Genomic DNA, 18998 nt, shown 5'->3' with positions numbered 1-18998 from the left:
GACGTTCGACTATCTCCACTTTCTCGTACTCGGCGCTACACTGTTCCCGATTGGTTCTTCCGGACGCCCGTCGGGAACGACGGTGGCTAAAATGGAGGGTACGATGAAACGCGGTGGGGATTAGTGGCTCATCGTGACGGTTTGATCTTTGCGTTCTTCGTCTGCTTCGAGGACTTCGACGTAGAGGTCGGCTATCTCTTCACAGACGTTCTCCCACGTGAACTCGTTCGCGTACGCCTCGATGGCATCGGCGTTCCAGTCTCGGTGGAGCGCCCTGACCACGGCGTCGGCGAGTTCATCGTGTGACTCGGGTCCCTCGACGAGTAATCCGTAGTCGTCGCTCGCAATGACCTCCTCGCTCCCGCCGTTTTTGGTTGCCACGACGGGCGTCCCGCAGGCCATCGCCTCCAGTTGAACGACACCGAAACTTTCGCTGTAACTCGGGAGGACGAACAGGTCGGCGGCGTTCATCCAGTCGTTCAGCGTCTCCGATTCGACGTATCCGAGCAGGTCGGTCTGGTCGTCGATGCCCAACTCTTCGGCGAGCGATTCGAGTTCGTCTTGCATCCCTCCCTGCCCGCCGATGACGAGTCGTGCCTCCGGTTCGGATTCGTGAACTCGCGTCATCGCACGCATCAAGTGCTGGAACCCTTTTCGCGGCTTCAACGTCCCGAGCGCGAATACGAGGGGGGTGTCGGCGTCGACGCCGAGTCTCTCGCGGGCTTTCGACGTGGGAATTCGTTCGAAAATATCCGTGTCGTACCCGTTGGGGATGTGGACCACGTCGTCGTTGTAGGGTTCGAGTTTCGAGCGGTCGCGGCGATTGACGCGGATGAGTCGGTCGGCTTCGGCCCACGCCTCGTACAGTCGCTCGTTGCCGGATTGGAGTTGTGACTCGAACCAGTCACGGTTCGCGTGGACGGTCAGGACGTACGGAATGTCGAGTTCGTCTTTCAGGCGTGCCCCGACGTATCCGGATGTCCACGACATGTGGCAGTGAATCAGGTCGAACGAGACGGGGTACGATTTGAGTTGGTTCCGGACTTTCCGGACGTGCTGTTGTCCGAGGAGATGCTCGCGCTGGATGTCCAACGGGAGATACAAAAGCGGTGTCTCGATGACGTGGACGTTGTTTGGAACGCCCGTCTGGGCGATTTTCGCGTCCTTTCCGAATCCTTCGCCGCCGTCTATCGGTAGGCGCGACGCCACGTCCGCGAACCAGTTGTATCTGACGCAGACGTGGATGGAGTTGACGTAGTCCGCGAGTACGTCGACCTGCGATTTGACGAAGTGTTTGTACCCGTGTGAGATGACGAGAAGGTCCATATCGGCCAATCGGTCGTGGTCCATGCGTTGGGGTTCGTTCGAAGTCCGCCCTCAAGATTATCGGGTGGGTAAGTCCTTCCCCACCTCAGGCCGGGGGCATTTCGGTGTTGTCGACCACGAACCCTTCTGCGCCCTTGTCGGTGTACCCTCCGTAGAGGACCGAGTCCATGATGACTACGTCGGTGCCCTCGCTGTACAGTTTGATAGCCTGTCGCCCGCTGTACGACTGCGCGGTGATATCGTCGAAGCGCGTCCGGTTGCCCTTGTTGATGAACGGGTGGTGCGTCGATTTGTAGGTACCGCCGACGAACAGGTTGTCGTCGGCCAGAATCTCGGCACAGCGCCGGTAGTCCTCGCCGGGTTGGTCGATAGCGAGGTTCTCGAACCGACCGTTTGCACGTTCGATGCGAAGTGCTTCGCGGGCCGTCTCTCCGGGTGCCGGCCCGGTGATTGAGATGTTCTTCATCAGTACCGTCGAGTCCTCGGTGACGTTGCGTCCCTGGACGTACACCGCGAAGTTTGACCCCTCAATCTCGATAGTGGAGTCGAGGATTTCGACGCGCCCGGCGTCCGGGGTAATCTGGATACCACGCGCACATCCCCCGTCGTCGTTTAAGACGATGTCGCAGTCCCGGATTGCTGCGGTCTCAACGTCGTTGAGGACGCGAATGGCATCTTCTATCGGGCCGGTGATTGATACTGTGGTATCTTCGATTCGAAGGTTCGACCCGTCGTCGAGACGAATGCCTCGCTGACTAATTCCCTGAACAAACTCGTCGATAACGACCGTCGTGCCACGAACACTGCTTCCGTACCCTTTGAGGCGAACCGAACTGATGGAACTGTTCTTATATGTTCCGCCTTCGACGTGGACCGTTCCGTTCGCGCCGGAGACGTAGAGACCGTTGTCGGGGAATCGACCGAGTTCGCAGTCGACGATTCGGAGCGTTCCGGCGCTGTAAGGGTCGATGAGCATCCCAGTTGGGCCGAGATCAATATCCCCAATCGTGTCTTCGGTGTACGCAGCACCATCGGGTGCTTTGAATCGCTCAATGATTCCAGTCCCGTTTGCCGCGGTTACACTGAAAAGCGCCGGGCCGAAAGTTCCGGTGTCGTGTTGTCCGGTGATGGTGATGTCACGGACTTCCAATCCGTCAGTGACGTAGGCCTCGATAGCCCGAATCCCCGACTGTGGGGCAGTGAAATCGAAGGTTAACCCCTCGAAGAGGAGGTCACGCCCGGGTGCGTAAATGACGCCAAGTCGGAAGAACCGTGACGGTCCCGAGAACTCACCTGCAGTCACGATCTTGTCCTCAATTGCGTCGATTGTTCCATGTGTGACGGTCGCATTCGGTCCGTAGAAGCCGAGGTTCTCGAACCCCGTCTCCCGGAGTTGTTGGTTCATCAGGTACCGACCTTCAGGGAAGACAAATAGTGTGTCGTTCCCGACGTTCTGTGAGAGAACATCGTCGATTGGGACGTTCCCGGTTGCGTCGGCACCCGCCTCAACTACGTTCACGATATTCTCGAACCGGTCGAGGTACGTTTGTGGAATCTCAACGCTCATCGAACTTGCCCGTACGTTGTTGACTGGGTGGAACACATATCCTCCCACTGCGAGAGTGCCGGTGGCACCCTGTATGTACGTCCGCCTGTTGATTTTCGGCCCGTTCGTAATCTCATCCCCCCTTTCCCCAAAGGTGGTGTTTGTCTTTGTTCGTTTCACATCTGAGGATACGCACCTAGGGGTTCAATGCACCCCGCTTCACATATGAATTGTTTTAAATACTATCTGGAAAAGAAGACATTCAAGAAGACTGTACTATTACTGCTCGTGGTTGGTGACGGTGGTGTCGTACGTCTCGTCGTCGACCTGAATCTCGAGTGTTTCGTTGGCCCCGTGGTCGAAGACAACCCCAAGGAGGAGGAACGCAACCCCAAACAGGAGACCGAGTATCCAGTTTCCGATTCCGGTGGGCTTGTCGCCGTTGCTCGTTAGACCCATCGCGACGAGGCCCATGAATGCGACACCCGAGACGGCAGTTCCGAGTAGATAGAATGCCGCCAGTGGGTGGAAGTCCCGAAGCAGGTATTTGTTTTTCACCCGCCAGAAGTAGTTTTTGAGCAGCATACACGACACACGCGGGATGTACTCTCCGTAGTCGATGTGGCTCTTCCAGTCGTCGTCGTATAGGTAGGTCGACGAACACGCAACGTCGGCGACCCGAAGGTTTTCGACGTTCAGTTTGACGAGGAGGTCGTTGCAGTAGCCGTAATACTCGTACATGTTTTCGATGTCGGCCTGCTTCAACGCCTCGTATGAGATGGCCGTGTACCCGTTTTGCGGGTCCATCGTCTTCCAGTACCCGCTCGCAATCTTCGTCAAATACGAGAGAATCGAGTTACCAACGAGACGGAATCCCGGCATTGCATCGAGGTCTTCGCGCTTCATAAAGCGGTTCCCTTTCGCGTAGTCCGCATCACCCTCGGCGATAGGGTCGAGGTACTTCGCTAGTTCGTCAGGGTCCATCTGCCCGTCGCCGCCGAGGACGGCCGTAATATCGACTTTGTCTTCGAGGGCGTGGAGGTATCCCGTCTTGAGCGCTCCACCGACTCCGCGGTTTTCGTCGTGCTGGATGGGCACGATAACATCGTCGTAGTCGGGGGATTCCGGAGAGTGTTCGGTATTGAACGCTTCGGCGTGCCGCTGTATCTCGTCCCACGTTCCGTCGGTGGAGCCGTCGTCGATGACGTATGCCACGTCGACGAACGAGGGCATCGTGTCGATGACCTCGCCGACGTATCCCTCTTCGTTATACGCTGGCACGACGACGGCGGTCGATTTGTCTTTGTACATTGTCGTGGAAAGCTCTACCGCTGGGTGGTCGCTTTGGGGTCGTTATTATGTGCATGATAGGCGATGTAACTGCTCGGAATTGATGCGCACAAAGCCCCCTTTGTTCCGCCATTCGTGTTTTACCATCTACATAATAACTTGTCGCCGTCGGGTACGGAAAGATATCGATGAACGTGAGACATGAGGTAGATTCCCGACCGATCTACCTCGAAATCTGTCTCGATGACCCACAGTTGGTGCTCTCGTCATTTACCACGAATCGTTCTGAAGTGTTGGAAATAGAGTTCCAACCGACTGAAGAACAGGGGTGGGATTGCGCGTTTGTTATCGTTGAGGACGGTGACCGCGAGTCGTTGGTGGCTGCTTTCGAGTCCGATCCGACAGTCGCTGAGGTAGAGTTCCTCGGAGATATCGGCGACAACCATCGATTTCGGGTTCGCTTCGCGGATGGCGTCTCTTTGGTTCCCCCATCGACGACTGAGATGGGTGTGCAAGTCCTCTCTATTCGATACAAGCGCAATTCGTGGTTTATCCAGCTGCATCTCCCCGTTCACTCCGCGTTGCATCGGGTACAATCGTACTACCACGACCACGACATCACGTTTCGCGTCAAACGGCTTCACATCGCCCGCGACACCGACGTTGGTGCCGAGACGATGCTTCTCCCGAGTCAGCACGAAGTACTGCTGGTTGCCTATCGGAACGGATACTTCGACGTTCCCCGGAAAGCTTCACAAAGAGAACTCGCAGACCGCCTCGGTATCTCGAAATCGGGAGTCTCACAGCGAATTCGCCGTGCTGTGAGTCGACTTATTGAGACAACCTTGTCCCCGTGAAGTACGAATGGACGTGAGACCCGGTCAGAAACTACTATCGGCGGAACAAATTGTCCTCGTAAAGGACATCGACGTTCCCACGTTCCGTAGTCCCGTTGTAGATCTCCGATTCGACGAGTTTGACGTTCTCGGACCCATCGAGTATTTTCATCCCCTCGAAGCCGTCGAGCGACTTGGCGGTGATGCTGCGGAACTCGGTCTCGTCGGCGTCGTTGACGATTGGCGTGTGCGACGTAGTGACGTCTCCCCAGACCATTGTACAGCCGTCACCGATGATTTTGATACCTCGACGGTAATCGTCGCCAGTTTGTTTGATGTCGAGGCGGTCAAAGGTACAGTTTCCGCGTTCTGCGCGGACGGCGTGACGCCCGCAGGAGCCATCGCCGCTTCCGGTGACGTTCGTCTCTTGGACGACCACCGGTGGAGCATCTGCACCGGTTGGCCCTTGGATATGGATCGCCTGTCCTGGGGTGTTGAACTCGATTTCGCTGTTTAAGATGTCGACTTTCCCCACGTCTGGTGACACCGTGATGGCTCTCGTGGGAACGTCGCCTTCGACGGTGATGTTCGAATTCTGAACCCGTGCCCACTCGACGTCATTTTGGATACTGACTGCCCGTCCATTGGGTTTCTTGAGGTGTACCTCGGTGTTTTCGACCCAGTTGTACTTACCACCGTCGAGGCGAATCCCGCGCTGGTTCGTGTCTCCGTCGCGTTGGTGGTTGACGATGACTGTCGCATTGTGGACGGAACTGTAGTCGCCGGAGAGTCGGATGTTTGCGATGTTACTGTTCTTGTAGGAGCCCCCTTTGACAACGACGCGGCCGTCGTCAGTCGAACAGTAGAGTCCGTTGTCCGGCCACGGGCCAACCTCACAATTCCGAACCCAGAGTTTACCGTGGTGGTACGGAGAGACGAGAATCCCTGTCGGTCCAACGGAGATGTCCCCCGGCGTGTTCTTCGAGAATTCGCCCCCGTACGGAATGTGAATGTTCTGTATCGTCCCGAGACCGGATGAACCGGTAATATCGAACAAGAACGGGCCGTATTTTCCGCTGTCGTGTTGTCCACTGACGGTGAGGTTTCGGGCGAGTAGGCCGTCTTTGACCTGTGCCTGTACGACACGAAGTCCCGTGTTGTCTTCGGTGAAGTCGAAGGTAAAGCCCTCGACGGTGAGGTCTTCACCCGGATGAGTGTACGTTCCCAGTTTGAATAACCACCGACCGTCGTAGTCGGAAGCCGGGACGATAGTCGCGTTTTCCCCACGAAGTTCGAATCCTTTGAACTTGGTGTGTCGGAACATATCGTCCATCATATATGTGCCGTCCGGGAAGTAGAGCGTCGTCCCGTCGTCACAAGGAATCGATTCTAAGATCGGATTGATAGATTTCTGTCCTGTCGGGTCCGCACCTTCATCGACGATGTTTACCCGGCCGTCGTCCGCTGCGGCCGTCCCCACGAATGAGCATGTTGCGAGTGCACCTCCAATTCCTTTCAGTGCTTGCCGACGTGATACTGTTCTGTGCTGTCCATCTGCGCTTGTTTTGCGCATCGCATGACCGTCAACATTGTAATCATTTGAATTTTGTTGCCGTTAATAATATAATATAATTTCTAAAACTATTAAAAATTAAAAGAATTAAACAAAGTTCCGAATGGATATATGTCTTCTCAAACCTATCTCATCTTTGTTGGCGTTCAGTGGTCGCTTCCGATACGATGACGAAGCCATCGAATACCCGGTGTTCCGTCAAGTACCCAGAGGACAGCGCCGAGCGAGAGGATAGCCACGTATCCGAGTACCAATACGAGGTTCTCCGGGTGCATCATCTGAAAGAGGAATGTTCCAACGTACGTTCCGAAGCGTTCGATGAAACTGATGTTACTTTCGTATGGTACCTGTGGTGCAAGCGGCCAGAGTAACCGCCCGAAATTGGGTCCGTTCGCGCGAAGCGCGAGCACGTCGGTGACGAGGTGTGATGCATACCCAACAAGAGCGGCGATGGATACGGGCTTGTCGCGTATTCGCGCCGAACCAGCGACGAGCATTATTACGGGGAGGCCGACGAAAACAGAGTGTGCTGGTCCGTAGCCTGTCGTGATGATGCCGAGCGTCCACGAGAAGGGCTTGTCGACGAGGTCAGGCATCTGCGTCGCCAGTGCGACAGCCAGTGCCGCTTTGTCGCTCGGCGGGCGACGCCAGACGACACGGCTCAGTACCGAGTACGATACGTAACCGAAGAGCAAGTGCTCCCATGGTAACATCAGATGCTCGCCTCTTCGTTCGTTTGTGGCTGAGCCGGCTCTGTGTCGCCTTCACCGCCGTCGACAGAGACGACGAGTTGGACGGTTTGATACGCACTTTCTCGGCTCGGTTCTGCTGGTGGCTCACCTTCGTAGACAAAGAACACGAGTCGCAAGGAGTCACCCGACATGGGCGGTGTCACGTCGTGGTTGATGTACGCGGTCTCGTTGTCTGCAACTGACCGCTGCACCCGCGAGAGTTCGTGTTCTTCTACAACCCGTGTGTTGTTCGCTACAGCTAGCGTTCCATTGTTCCCCCCAGCCCGCGTTTTGTTGTTCGCTACGGGCTGTGTTTCGTTGACTGTCTCTCCAACCCACGGTTCGTTGGCCGCTCTGTCCAGTCGTTGGAGTTCCGTGACAACGGTGTACGTCTTGGACTCGTGTTCGTGGTTCTCTATTGCGAGTGTCAGTGTCGTCGGCTCTCCTTTCGAGAGTTGTTGGGGGTATCCGCCGATTTCGTATTCTGACCCGTTTTCGGTTACGAGATACACTTCGGTGAAATCCGATTCTGGCTGTTGTGTTTCGACCATTGCGAAGCCGACGCTACTGAGGAACGCGACGACGCTCACGACGAGGAGGACGTTAACGGCGAGCGACACTGACGAGCGTTCCGACTGCACCGAGAGGGGTGAACGAACCCCACTTGTAGCCGTTTTCGCATTGCCGATAAGAGCACGGAGCGGCGGGAGGCCTGATCGTTCTTCCTCCGGAAGCATGGCCCGCCGGGCGACGGCGAGAGCAGAGAACAGTATCGTCACCACGAACACGCCGACGCCCGTGATGGTGGCGTGGAATCCCCAGCCGAAGTAGTTTGTCAGGATACCGACTCCACTGACGATGGCGACGCTCGATGTCGTTGCAAGGACTAATCGAACGGAGTACAGGAGTCCGGCGGTGTGTCGTATCGGTCGCGTTAACGAGCTATCTTTCCCCATCGTATTGGACTCAATGTCGGAGCGCCGTTCCGGAAAGGCCGCAGCAAGAAGTGCGTAGCCTGGATAGAAGACGATGAATGGAACAACGAAGAGGCTCCGGACGACCGACCCCGAGACCCCGAGGAGAATCACCGCGAGTGCGGCGACCGCTCCGGCGACGACGAGGAGTAAGTCGAGTGTCCACCGACGGTAAGACGACTTCATCACCCGCGGATTGACAGTGTGCATTCAAAAATGGGTGCGACCGTTCATTTCGAGAAGAGCCGTAAAATCGGATTATCGGCCTGGTAAGGTCTGCTTGTAGATGGCAGTCTGACCCTCGTGAGGAGCTGATTATCGGATAAACCAACCATTCTCGCAAGCTGAGTCGCCGGTTCGAATGCTATCGACTCACTCTCACTGATCTGCACGCTATCGACTACCCAACCTCTCCGACTTGCACACTACCGACCACCCAACTGCACCGACCCGAACACTATCGACCACCCAATCTCTCCAACTTGCACACTACCGACCACCCAACTGCACCGACCCGAACACTATCGACTTGCCAACCCCTCCGATTCGTACGCGATAACGTAACACGCTCTTCTTCGCTCACTCTCTTACCGTCCCGATAATAATGGCCGTCTCCTGTGACCTCTTTCTCGAACCGCGGGCCGCGACGGTCCGCCCCGACCAACACATGCGCACTAAAACGAAACTCGTTACGGCACTCGTTGCACTGTTCGTACTCGTCTCCACCTACCGCTCTGTCGGCCGTGGGTCGTCGCTCCCGGACGAATACGAGACGACCGCTGACTCGACGTCGGCATGAACGAGTACGTCACCGGAACCGGGTGTACAATCGACGACGACGTTACCATCGGCTATCCCGTCGGTGACGACCCGAAGCAGACCGTCATCGGCGACGAGGCCCGAATCCGCTCGGGAACCATCATCTACAGCGACGTGGACATCGGTGATGACTTTATCACCGGCCACGACGCCCTCGTCCGAGAGAACACCCAAATCGGCGACGATGTCGTCGTCGGTACCAAGACCGTCATCGACGGAACATCTGTCATTGGCTCCAACGTGAGCCTCCAGAGTCGGGTCTACGTCCCCACCAACACCACCATCGGAAACAACGTCTTTGTCGGGCCCGGTGCGGTCCTCACGAACGACCCGTACCCGGTTCGACAGGACGTCGAAATGGCTGGCCCCACGCTCGAAGACGGCGCTTCTGTCGGCGGTAACGCGACTATCCTCCCAGATGTGACTGTCGGCAAGAACGCCTTCGTCGCCGCTGGTGCCGTCGTGACTAAGGACGTTCCACCGGAGACGCTCGCAGTTGGAACGCCGACCAAACACCATCCGCTTCCAGCGGAACTCCAAGAAAAAAATTCGATATGAGCTCACAAGCAACCGTTACGAACCTCTATGGGTCCGAACGACCCGAAGACGAGCAGGTAGCCGCACTGACTTCCGGCCACATCCCGGTCGGCGTTTACGGACTCGGAAAGATGGGTCTCCCCCTTGCTGCGGTCTACGCCGAGACCACCGAGAACGTGACCGGCGCGGACATCGACACCAACGTCGTCAACGAAATTAACGCCGGGCGAAGCCACATCGTCGGCGAACCGGGTCTCGACGACCTCGTTTCGGAACTTGTCGCAGACGGTGCACTCCAAGCGAGTCCCGAACCCCGCGAAGTCGCCGATGAGGTGAGTATTCACGTCGTCATCGTCCCGACGCTGGTCGACGAGGACGACCGCCCAGACCTCTCGGTCATCGAAGCGGTGACAAACGATATCGGGATGGGTCTCGACGAAGGCGACCTCGTCATCTTCGAATCGACGCTGCCGCCTCGCTCGTGCCGTGATGTCCTCCTCCCGCGACTCGAAGAACAGAGCGGACTCTCCCTCGGCGAGTTCGGTCTCGCGTTCTGCCCCGAACGAACCTCTTCCGGCCGCGCTCTCGAAGATATCCGCGGTGCGTATCCGAAGGTCGTCGGCGGCGCGGACGCCGAAAGCACCCGCGCGGCGGCGCTCATCTACGACCAGATTTCCTCGAACGAGGTTATCACCGTCTCGGATACGACGACCGCGGAGGCGGTCAAAGTGTTCGAGGGCGTCTACCGCGACGTCAACATCGCCCTCGCAAACGAGCTTGCGACTCACGCGGACGAGTTCGAAATCGACGTGACCGAGGCAATCGACGTGGCCAACACCCAGCCGTTCTGCGAGATTCACACGCCGGGCGCTGGCGTCGGCGGCCACTGTATCCCGTACTACCCGCAGTTCCTCATCAAGCAGTTCGAGACCGATGCACCGCTCATGCGAACTGCTCGTGACGTGAACGACGAGATGCCGCACGTCACCGCGCAGTCCGCGCTCGACGAACTCCGGAAACTCGACGTCGACCCCGAAGACGCCTCCATTCTCGTCCTCGGACTGACCTACCGGGCCGGCGTCAAAGAGATTCGAAAGACGCCGGCGCTTCCCGTCATCGAGCACCTTGTGGACGCTGGCGCGGATGTCACTGCCACCGACCCGATTCTCGACGACACCAGCGTCTTCGAGGACGCGGGTGCGACAATCACCCCCGGCATCACGAGCGACGACTTCTCCGTGGATGCTGTGGTTCTCGTCACGGCTCACGAGGAGTTCGAGCACCTCGATATTCCTGCCTTCGGCGACGCTGACGGTGACAGTGACAGCGACGGTGACGGCGACAGCGACTGCCCGCTTGTCCTCGTCGACGGTCGACAGGCAGCGACGGCGTATCGAGACGACGAAAGCGTCGTCTATCAGGGGATTGGTCTCCATGACTGAGACGGTCTGTGTCGTCGGACTGGGATACGTCGGGCTTCCGCTGGCTATCGAGTTCGACCGCGTCGGAAAGTCGGTTATCGGCTACGATGTCGACTCGGAGAAGGTCTCCGAACTCTCCAGCGGAACCGACCCAACCGGCGATGTGACCGACGAGGGGGTCGCGGCGTCCGACGTGTTTTTCACGACGGACCCGGCGCAGCTCTCGGATGCGGATTTCGTCATCGTCACGGTCCCCACGCCAGTCGATAGTATGGAAAATCCCGACCTGCAGTTCGTCGAATCGGCGGCTGAAACGGTTGGAAAGTACATCTCGCCGGGGACGACGGTCGTCCTCGAATCGACGGTCTACCCGGGTGCGACCGAATCGGTTCTCGTGCCCGCGCTCGAATCCGAATCAGGCTACACTGTCGGCGAAGACATTTTCGTCGGCTACTCGCCCGAGCGCGCCTCGCCCGGCGACACCGGTCGCGGCGTCCGCGACGTGGTCAAAGTCGTCGGCGCGAACGACGAGCGCGTCCGCGACGAACTCGCCGAACTCTACGGGAGTATCGTCGATGCGGGTATTCACAGAGCACCCGATATCGAGACGGCGGAGGCGTCGAAGGTCATCGAAAACGTCCAGCGCGACATGAACATCGCGCTCGTCAACGAACTGGCTATCGCCTGTGACCACATGGGCCTGACGACCGAGGATGTCCTCGAAGCCGCGGGGACGAAGTGGAACTTCCACGACGGCTACTCGCCGGGATTCGTCGGCGGCCACTGCATCCCGGTCGACCCGTTCTACCTCACCTACCGGTCCAAACGCGAGGGCTTCTCGCCGAAACTCGTCCTTCAGGCGCGCGAGATTAACGAGTACGTTCCCGTCCACGCCGCCCGGAAGACGGTCAAGACCATCAACGACTCCGGGCGCGTCCTTCAGGACACCCGCTTGTTGGTTCTCGGTCTCGCCTACAAACCCGGCGTCGGCGACATCCGGAGTTCCGAGGTCGGAACGATGATCGAGAAACTCGACGAGTTCGACATCGACTGCGTGGGGTACGACCCGCACGCCGACCCCGATGCATCGCGCGAGGTCTTCGGAATCGACGTGACTGAAACGGTCGATTTCGAGGCCTACGACGGCGTCGTCGTCGCAACCGCCCACGACGAGTTCGCCGCGTACGACCTCGAAGCGATGGCGGCGGGTCTCGGCTCCGACCCGGTCATGGTCGACGTGGCGGACGTGTTCGACGCCGACGAGGCCGCCGCCCACGGCTTCCACTACGCGCAGTTGTGAGACCACCGCTTTCCCATCCCTGTTCACCGATGGATATCCTCATCACGATTCAGCACCCCGCACACGTCCACTTCTTCAAACACGCTATCGACGAGTTCGAGGCGCGTGGCCACGAGGTGCACGTCCGCGCGCTCGACAAGGACGTGGCGCTTGCGTTGCTCGATGAGTACGGAATCGAGTACGAGGTTCTGGGCTCTCGCGGCGGGTCGCTCCCCCGCGTCGCGCTGTCGACACTCGCAATCGAGTATCGGCTCTACCGCGAAGCGAAGGAAATCCAGCCGGACGTGATGGCCGCAATCGGCGGCTTCGAGGCGTCACACGTCGCACAACTCGTCGGCGCGAAATGCGTCGTGTTCACCGACACGGAACACGCGACGCTTTCGAATGCGCTTACGTTCCCCTTCGCCGACGAGGTTGCAACACCCGGCTGTTACCACGACGACGCTGGCCCGAATCACTATCGTTATCCAAGCTATCACGAGCTTGCGTACCTCCATCCCGACCGATTCGACCCCGACCCGTCCACCCTCGACGACCTGCCGGTCGATGCCGACGACACCTACGCCGTCCTCCGACTCGTCAGTTGGGGTGCCGCACACGACGTTGGGGATGCCGGTCTCGACAGACTGACTGAACTGGTCGGCCGTCTCGAAGACGCGGGTGCGACGGTTCTCGTGTCGGCGGAGGACGACGCGCTCCCTCCGGAACTCGACGGGTACGATATCGATATCGACCCCCATCTCATCCACCACGTGCTCGCGTACGCCGACCTCTTCGTCGGCGAGAGTGGAACGATGGCCTCGGAGAGCGCGGTCCTCGGGACACCGACCGTGTACGTCCACAGCGCGGCCCCCGGACTGATGCGTGACCTCGCGTCGTTCGACCTGCTGTATGGGTACCACGGCGAGAACCGAAACAAGCACGCCGTGAAGCGAGCGGTCGACATTCTCCGGTTGTCCGACATCGATTGGGACGAACGACGCCGGGCGCTCCTCAATCAAAAAGTGGACGCGACGGACATTATCGTCCAGCGGGTTCTCGAGGCCGGAACGTAAGCCGCGAATTTCACGTCGTCTCTCAGGTGGTGGCCTGAGTGTCTGACCCATTGGTCGAGTGTCCGACCCATGCTCGGTCCGGGGGTAAGTACCCCTCTTCTCTCCCGCCTCGAACCAAACTGGTCGATATGCTGGGCGCGTGGGAACCCGTGTTCTGTCGAATCGCGCGGGCACACATCATTTACCAAGTATATAATAAGGACCGTGTAGTTCTTGAACTATCACTATGACACTGCTGGATACAGTTCAATCTTCGAGCCGTGACGGTGATGTGACCGTGATGGTGGCCGGTGCCGGTCGACTCGGCACGTCGGGGATCGTCAAAGCCCTCCGTCAGACCGAGGCGTTCGACGCTCGCGTCGTCGGCGTAGATACGGACCCTGATGCGTGCGGATTCAGTTTCGTCGACACAGCGGCTACTGTCTCCCCCGTTAACGGCGGCGATTACATCTCCGACGTACGAGGAATCGCCCGGAGGGAAGACGTTGATGTGATTCTTCCCCTCATGGCCGCGGAACTTCGGTTGCTTGCTGAAGCGAAATCAGCCTTCGAAAACGACGGCATCGAAGTGATGGTTTCGGACCCGCGTGCCGTGTCGATTACAAGCGACACCGGGGAACTCTACGACCGACTCGCCAAACAGGTTCACCCCTCTGTGCCCGAATTTTATCGCGTTACTACTCCAGAAGAGTTTATCGACGCAGTTCACGCACTCGGCTACCCTCACCAACGTGTCTGTTTCAAGCCCTCTATCGCCAACGAGATGCGTGGTTTTCACATTCTCGATTCGAAGATAGACCGGTCGGGAATTCTGACGAATCAGAAACCGAACAGCACCGTGACTACGTTGGATAACGTCCTTCCCATCCTCATGGAAATCGACGAATTCCCGAATCTCGTCGTCATGGAGTACCTTCCCGGTGAAGAGTTCACCGTGGATGCTCTCTCTCGTACAGCAGACACTCCAGTTGTCGTCTCTCGCTCCCACAACGAATCGTGTGACGGCCACTCGTTTACAAGCACGGTCGAAGAACGCCCGGAACTCATCGAGCGGACCCGCGAAATCTGTTCATTCTTGGAGTTGGAGTACAACGTCGCTTTCCAATTTAAGTACACTGCCAGTGGAGTCCCGAAACTCCTCACCGTTGACCCGTGTCTGTCCGAGTCGATTGCCGCGTGTGTCGGCGCTGGCGCGAACATGCCTGCGCTCGGCGTGCAGTATGCGCTCGGACGTGAACTTCCCCCAGTCGATATCGATTGGGGTACGCGCGTCGCCCGCGATTGGCAGGAAGTGTTCTACGGTCCAGATAAAGAACTAAGAACTATCTAACGGTGTCTGTGGTCTATCTCGAACGACTCCAGCGTTACGCACGTCTCAACATATGAACCTCATCTCATCGATACGCGAACGGTTGCAACAAACAGAACTCGACGTACTCGCAGCGGTCGTTGGCCTTGTGCTCGCTCTCGGGTTGTTCCCCATCCGATTCTTCTCGTCACAGATTTTCATCGTGACGCTTCCACCGATTCTCGGGGCCGGCTGTATTCTCTACCTTGCCGCGTCCCGGGGCACGGAAACGACAGACGGCCTTCCGACGCTGACGCCATCAGTCACCAGACTTCTGTCTGTTGGCATCTTCTTCGGACTTGCGGCGATGGTCACGCTCGCGGTGTTGCAGGGTGAACGAAGCGTCCTCTTCATGGACATCGGCGGCGTCGTCGGCGTCTTACTTCTCGGACAAATACTGCTCTCACCGGACGAAGAATTGCGCTCAGGGGTGTTTCTCACACAGGTCGTGATTTACTCGTTCGTCGTGCGTTTTGCCGCGCTCTACACGACAACGGGATACGTCGGCATCGACGTTTGGTCGCACACGACGTTCGTCGAGATGATACTACAGGCCGACTCGCTGTCGGCTATCAACGACAACAAGTACTACGCATCGCCGCTGTTTCACCTGCTTGCGTCGTCGTCGACGCACTTGCTGAGTCTGTCGCTTCGGAACGCGCTGTACCTCTCGCTCGGTATCGTGATGCCGCTCGTCTCGCTTTTCGTCTATGGGACAGCTCGATTGCTCGTTCCGCTTCGGTGGGCGCTTGCGGCCGCCGCGCTCTACGCGATGGGAGACCAGGTCGTCCGGTGGGGTATCCACCTTATTCCGACGAGCATGGGTCTCCTGTTTTTCCTTGCGTGCATGTACAGTCTCGTCCGGGTTATGCACGCGAGCGACAGGTGGCGTGACTTCGGGCTTCTGGTGCTGTTTAGTACGACGGTCATCCTGACCCATCAGGTCTCGTCGTTCATCATGCTGGTGTTGCTTTGTTTCGGGTTCGTCGCACAGGTGTTGCTTCAGCTCGATTTCTTCACCGAAGAACCGGACCCGCTTTCGCTTACGGGCGGCGGTTCTACTCCGGTGAACCTCGCCGGTCTCGTGGGGTTCAATATCGGTCTCATCGTGTTTACGTGGTCGCTGACGCCGTACAAGGGGGATACCTTCCTCGAAACCGTGCTCAGTTACTTCTACGTGAATTTGTTCAACGCTGGCTTCCTGAGCGGTGTCAGCGGCAGCGGCGGCTCGACCGGTGCCTCCGGAACGGCGCAGTCGACCGGTCCAACCTTCCTCTCTCAGGTGTCTACCTACGTCACCGAAGCTGGGTTCCTCTTGCTCATCTTCGCCGGTGTCATCGGGTGTCTCACCGTCCTCAGACGGTCGCGGGCAACCCAGACGACCTACTGTTTCGTCGGGTCGATTATTGCGATGATGTTCGTCGTACTCGGACTCCCGCTTTTCGGTATCGAGAACTTCGTTCCGGGTCGATGGATCGGATTCCTGTACGCTCTTCTCGCTATCATCGGGGTCGTCGGGTTCCGACACCTTGCAGACCGAACTTCGCTCAAGGTTATCGGTGTCGTCTTACTCTTGTTCGTGTTGCTCTACCCGAACGTGATGATTATGTCGAACGACGGCGCGATGGACAGCCCGGTGTTTCCGAACCAGCACGAACGACTGTCGTACACGGACCCAGAACTCGCCGCAGTCGAAACGTTCGGTGCTGCTCGTCCGACTAGAAAAGGAGCGAAACTCTACACGGACCTGCCGTACGGGACAGTCTGGGAGCGGACAGAAGCCTATCCCGCGGAAGCGTTACCGATGAAACGAGGGAGACCGATTTCGCAAGGAATCATGGTGTATCGGACGTACCAGTCCGAACACGCCTCGTACTTCATGAACAATGCGACTGGGACAGTACAGAATTACAACCCGCCGAAGACGGCGGTCTGTCCGCCAACGACGAACTACGTCTACTCGAACGGCCACGTTACGATTTGTACGCTTCCCGGCGCGGAACCAACGCCGGTTCTTTCCGGAACGTAGCTACCACCCTCATTTCCCAAACAACTCGTGCTGGAAGACAGTATTATCGGCCCGGTAAGCTGGCTTTATCCGTTGCTTGGAGGTGAGACACGGCCAGGGAGACGGTGGTTCGGGTGTTCTGTACACCGCGGAATCGACCGACGAGAGGACGGCTTTACCAGTTCTAGCCGCCCGATGACTACTTAGCTCGTTTATAGTAATGGGGGTTTCACTGTATGTGGTTCGTAGGGGGCGGCCAGCCGTCTACCGTTCCCCTCACAAACCATGATACGCCAGATTCAACGCTCGAAAGAAACAGACTGCGCCGCATCGCGCACAGCGCCCCGCTCGTGGAGCGTGAGTGGACGTCGAACGAGACGCGCTCGGAGGTGGCGCTAATATGTGCGGTATTATCGCGCACGTCGGTGACGGGCGAGCTCTCGACCCGCTCGTAACCGGCCTTGAAAAACTCGAGTACCGCGGCTACGACTCCGCCGGTATCGCCGTCAAAAACGGGACGGGACTCGACGTGTGGAAGTGCTCGGGGCAGGTCTCAGACCTCAAAGAGACCATCGCCAACGTGGAATCCGAGGCGCGAATCGGCATCGGACACACTCGATGGAGTACACACGGCCCGCCGACCGACGAGAACGCGCACCCGCACACGGACCAAACGGACCGGGTTGCGGCCGTTCACAACGGTATCATCGAGAACTACGAGGCGCTCAAGGCGAAACTCATCGACGAGGGATACGAGTTCACGAGCGACACCGACACCGAGGTCATCCCGAACCTCGTCGATTACTACCTCGAACGCGGGAACGAACCGCTTGCAGCCTTCCAGCACACGGTAAACGAACTCGAGGGTAGTTACGCGATTGCCGTCGTCGTCGACGAAAACGACTCCATCTACGCGGCCCGTCAGGGGTCGCCGCTCGTGCTCGGCGTCGAAGCGAACACGTACTTTCTGGCAAGCGACGTTCCGGCGTTCCTCGACCACACTGACAACGTCGTCTATCTCGAGGACGGAGACACAATCGAGGTCCGAGCGGATGGCGTCAACATCGTCGACGACAACGACCAGTCGGTACAGCGCGAAGTCGAACAGGTCGATTGGCAACCCGACGAGACGGGCAAAGGCCAGTACGACCATTTCATGCTCAAAGAAATACACACCCAACCGACGTCACTCCGGAAGACGATTGAGGGGCGAGTCGATCTCGATTCGGGTTCGACCGACCTCGACATCGAAAGCGACCTCTCGGAGGTCGAAACCGTCCACCTCGTCGGATGTGGGACTTCGTATCATGCTGCGCTCTTCGCAGCGTGTCTGTTGAACCGCTGTGGGCTTTCGGCGCGTGCGATTCGCGCCAGTGAGTACGATTTGACCGCGGGTACTCCCTCGAACAACACGCTTTTCGTCGCGGTCACCCAGAGCGGTGAAACCGCGGACACCCTCAGCGCACTCCGCCGTGCGAACGATGTCGGCCTCGACACGCTCGCGGTGACGAACGTCGTCCAATCGACCGTCGCCCGCGAAGCAGACGAACCGCTGTACATCCGCGCAGGTCCCGAAATCGGCGTGGCGGCGACGAAGACGTTTTCCTCGCAGGCCGCGATGCTCACGCTCCTCAGCCAGCATCTCGCCCGCGTCAACCAGTACGCATCTCGAGTCAATAACATCGAAGCACTCCTCTCGGATTTGACCGACCTTCCTGATGCCGTCGAGGGTGTGCTCCAGTCGAGCAACGCTACTCGTCTGGCCGAGAAGTACCTCGACGAGAACGCGTACTTCTTCATCGGACGCGGACTCGGGTGTTCAGTCGCAAAGGAAGGTGCGCTCAAGTTCAAGGAAATCACCTACGAGCATGCCGAGGGGTTCGCGTCCGGCGAACTCAAACACGGTCCGTTGGCACTCGTCACCGACCGTACGCCGGTCTTCGCCGTCTGTGCGGACGATAGTTCGAAAACGGTGACGAACGCCAAGGAGGCACAGACGCGTGGAGCACCGATTATCGCCGTTTCGACGTCGGACCACAGCATCGTCGACACCGCGGACGACCACCTCTCGATCCCCGATATGCATCCGGTCTGCTCGAACCTCCTCGCAAACGTCCAGTTACAACTCCTCTCGTACTACTGCGCAACCGAGTTGGGGAGGGCCATCGACAAGCCCCGCAACCTCGCAAAGAGTGTCACTGTCGAATGAATCCCCTATCGAATCGCATCTCCTG

General features: G+C 58.2%; 15 protein-coding genes. 9 read left to right on the top strand and 6 right to left on the bottom strand.

What is annotated here, in order from left to right; genetic code table 11:
• Window positions 1–120: 120 nt before the first annotated feature.
• The 3 genes from HFX_RS17465 to HFX_RS17455 form a co-directional block, all read right to left on the bottom strand.
• Window positions 121–1350, bottom strand: a complete 1230-nt coding sequence (locus HFX_RS17465) for a glycosyltransferase (RefSeq protein ID WP_004060979.1) — start codon at window positions 1348–1350, stop codon at window positions 121–123.
• 61 nt (window positions 1351–1411) lie between these two features.
• Entirely contained in the window at window positions 1412–2893 is a 1482-nt protein-coding gene (locus HFX_RS17460; RefSeq protein WP_004060980.1) for a right-handed parallel beta-helix repeat-containing protein, read from the bottom strand.
• 258 nt (window positions 2894–3151) lie between these two features.
• On the bottom strand, window positions 3152–4183 hold the full coding sequence (locus HFX_RS17455; RefSeq protein WP_004060981.1) for a glycosyltransferase family 2 protein: 1032 nt from the start codon (window positions 4181–4183) through the stop codon (window positions 3152–3154).
• A gap of 167 nt (window positions 4184–4350) precedes the next feature.
• Between HFX_RS17455 and HFX_RS17450 the strand changes: the two genes are divergently transcribed.
• Window positions 4351–5019: a helix-turn-helix domain-containing protein gene (locus HFX_RS17450; RefSeq protein ID WP_014732766.1), complete on the top strand. Its 669-nt coding sequence runs from the start codon at window positions 4351–4353 to the stop codon at window positions 5017–5019.
• Between the two features lie 34 nt (window positions 5020–5053).
• Here HFX_RS17450 and HFX_RS17445 read toward each other — a convergent pair whose 3' ends face one another.
• The 3 genes from HFX_RS17445 to HFX_RS17435 all read right to left on the bottom strand — a co-directional run bounded on the left by HFX_RS17445 (window position 5054) and on the right by HFX_RS17435 (window position 8462).
• Window positions 5054–6478, bottom strand: a complete 1425-nt coding sequence (locus HFX_RS17445) for a pectate lyase family protein (protein WP_004060983.1) — start codon at window positions 6476–6478, stop codon at window positions 5054–5056.
• Between the two features lie 239 nt (window positions 6479–6717).
• Window positions 6718–7284 carry a metal-dependent hydrolase gene (locus HFX_RS17440; protein WP_004060984.1) on the bottom strand — a complete coding sequence of 189 codons (567 nt, stop codon included), beginning with the start codon at window positions 7282–7284 and terminating at the stop codon, window positions 6718–6720.
• Entirely contained in the window at window positions 7284–8462 is a 1179-nt protein-coding gene (locus HFX_RS17435; protein WP_004060985.1) for a DUF1616 domain-containing protein, read from the bottom strand. The genes HFX_RS17440 and HFX_RS17435 overlap by 1 nt, the downstream gene beginning before the upstream one ends.
• A gap of 418 nt (window positions 8463–8880) precedes the next feature.
• Here HFX_RS17435 and HFX_RS17430 point away from each other — a divergent pair, with 418 nt between their 5' ends.
• From HFX_RS17430 to glmS, 8 genes are all read left to right on the top strand, one after another.
• Window positions 8881–9075: a hypothetical protein gene (locus tag HFX_RS17430; RefSeq protein WP_004060986.1), complete on the top strand. Its 195-nt coding sequence runs from the start codon at window positions 8881–8883 to the stop codon at window positions 9073–9075.
• Window positions 9072–9653, top strand: coding sequence for an acyltransferase (locus HFX_RS17425; protein ID WP_004060987.1), 582 nt, complete (start codon window positions 9072–9074; stop codon window positions 9651–9653). The genes HFX_RS17430 and HFX_RS17425 overlap by 4 nt, the downstream gene beginning before the upstream one ends.
• Window positions 9650–11074 (top strand): nucleotide sugar dehydrogenase, encoded by a 1425-nt coding sequence (locus tag HFX_RS17420; RefSeq protein WP_004060988.1) that lies wholly within the window; start codon window positions 9650–9652, stop codon window positions 11072–11074. The genes HFX_RS17425 and HFX_RS17420 overlap by 4 nt, the downstream gene beginning before the upstream one ends.
• Window positions 11067–12353, top strand: a complete 1287-nt coding sequence (locus HFX_RS17415; protein WP_004060989.1) for a nucleotide sugar dehydrogenase — start codon at window positions 11067–11069, stop codon at window positions 12351–12353. Before HFX_RS17420 ends, HFX_RS17415 begins: the two co-directional genes overlap by 8 nt.
• A 29-nt stretch (window positions 12354–12382) precedes the next feature.
• Window positions 12383–13408, top strand: a complete 1026-nt coding sequence (locus HFX_RS17410) for a DUF354 domain-containing protein (protein WP_004060990.1) — start codon at window positions 12383–12385, stop codon at window positions 13406–13408.
• Window positions 13409–13634: 226 nt separating this feature from the next.
• The gene (locus HFX_RS17405) at window positions 13635–14738 is read left to right on the top strand and encodes an ATP-grasp domain-containing protein (protein ID WP_014732764.1); all 1104 of its coding nucleotides are present in this window, start codon (window positions 13635–13637) and stop codon (window positions 14736–14738) included.
• 52 nt (window positions 14739–14790) lie between these two features.
• The gene (locus HFX_RS17400) at window positions 14791–16785 is read left to right on the top strand and encodes a glycosyltransferase family 39 protein (RefSeq protein WP_004060992.1); all 1995 of its coding nucleotides are present in this window, start codon (window positions 14791–14793) and stop codon (window positions 16783–16785) included.
• A 379-nt stretch (window positions 16786–17164) separates the two neighbouring features.
• A complete protein-coding gene (glmS, locus tag HFX_RS17395; protein ID WP_049917575.1) occupies window positions 17165–18973 on the top strand; it encodes a glutamine--fructose-6-phosphate transaminase (isomerizing) in 1809 nt (602 codons plus the stop codon).
• Window positions 18974–18998 lie beyond the last annotated feature (25 nt).

The organism is Haloferax mediterranei ATCC 33500, assembly GCF_000306765.2.
GTDB lineage: Archaea > Halobacteriota > Halobacteria > Halobacteriales > Haloferacaceae > Haloferax > Haloferax mediterranei.
Note: the sequence above shows the minus strand (reverse complement) of the source record. Positions and strands in the feature narration are given on the sequence as shown.

Coding starts and splice junctions, on each gene's coding strand:
- HFX_RS17465 (WP_004060979.1), bottom strand. CDS start 1,350: ATGGACCACGACCGATTGGCCGATATGGACCTTCTCGTCATCTCACAC.
- HFX_RS17460 (WP_004060980.1), bottom strand. CDS start 2,893: ATGAGCGTTGAGATTCCACAAACGTACCTCGACCGGTTCGAGAATATC.
- HFX_RS17455 (WP_004060981.1), bottom strand. CDS start 4,183: ATGTACAAAGACAAATCGACCGCCGTCGTCGTGCCAGCGTATAACGAA.
- HFX_RS17450 (WP_014732766.1), top strand. CDS start 4,351: ATGAACGTGAGACATGAGGTAGATTCCCGACCGATCTACCTCGAAATC.
- HFX_RS17440 (WP_004060984.1), bottom strand. CDS start 7,284: ATGTTACCATGGGAGCACTTGCTCTTCGGTTACGTATCGTACTCGGTA.
- HFX_RS17435 (WP_004060985.1), bottom strand. CDS start 8,462: ATGAAGTCGTCTTACCGTCGGTGGACACTCGACTTACTCCTCGTCGTC.
- HFX_RS17430 (WP_004060986.1), top strand. CDS start 8,881: ATGGCCGTCTCCTGTGACCTCTTTCTCGAACCGCGGGCCGCGACGGTC.
- HFX_RS17425 (WP_004060987.1), top strand. CDS start 9,072: ATGAACGAGTACGTCACCGGAACCGGGTGTACAATCGACGACGACGTT.
- HFX_RS17420 (WP_004060988.1), top strand. CDS start 9,650: ATGAGCTCACAAGCAACCGTTACGAACCTCTATGGGTCCGAACGACCC.
- HFX_RS17415 (WP_004060989.1), top strand. CDS start 11,067: ATGACTGAGACGGTCTGTGTCGTCGGACTGGGATACGTCGGGCTTCCG.
- HFX_RS17410 (WP_004060990.1), top strand. CDS start 12,383: ATGGATATCCTCATCACGATTCAGCACCCCGCACACGTCCACTTCTTC.
- HFX_RS17405 (WP_014732764.1), top strand. CDS start 13,635: ATGACACTGCTGGATACAGTTCAATCTTCGAGCCGTGACGGTGATGTG.
- HFX_RS17400 (WP_004060992.1), top strand. CDS start 14,791: ATGAACCTCATCTCATCGATACGCGAACGGTTGCAACAAACAGAACTC.
- glmS (WP_049917575.1), top strand. CDS start 17,165: ATGTGCGGTATTATCGCGCACGTCGGTGACGGGCGAGCTCTCGACCCG.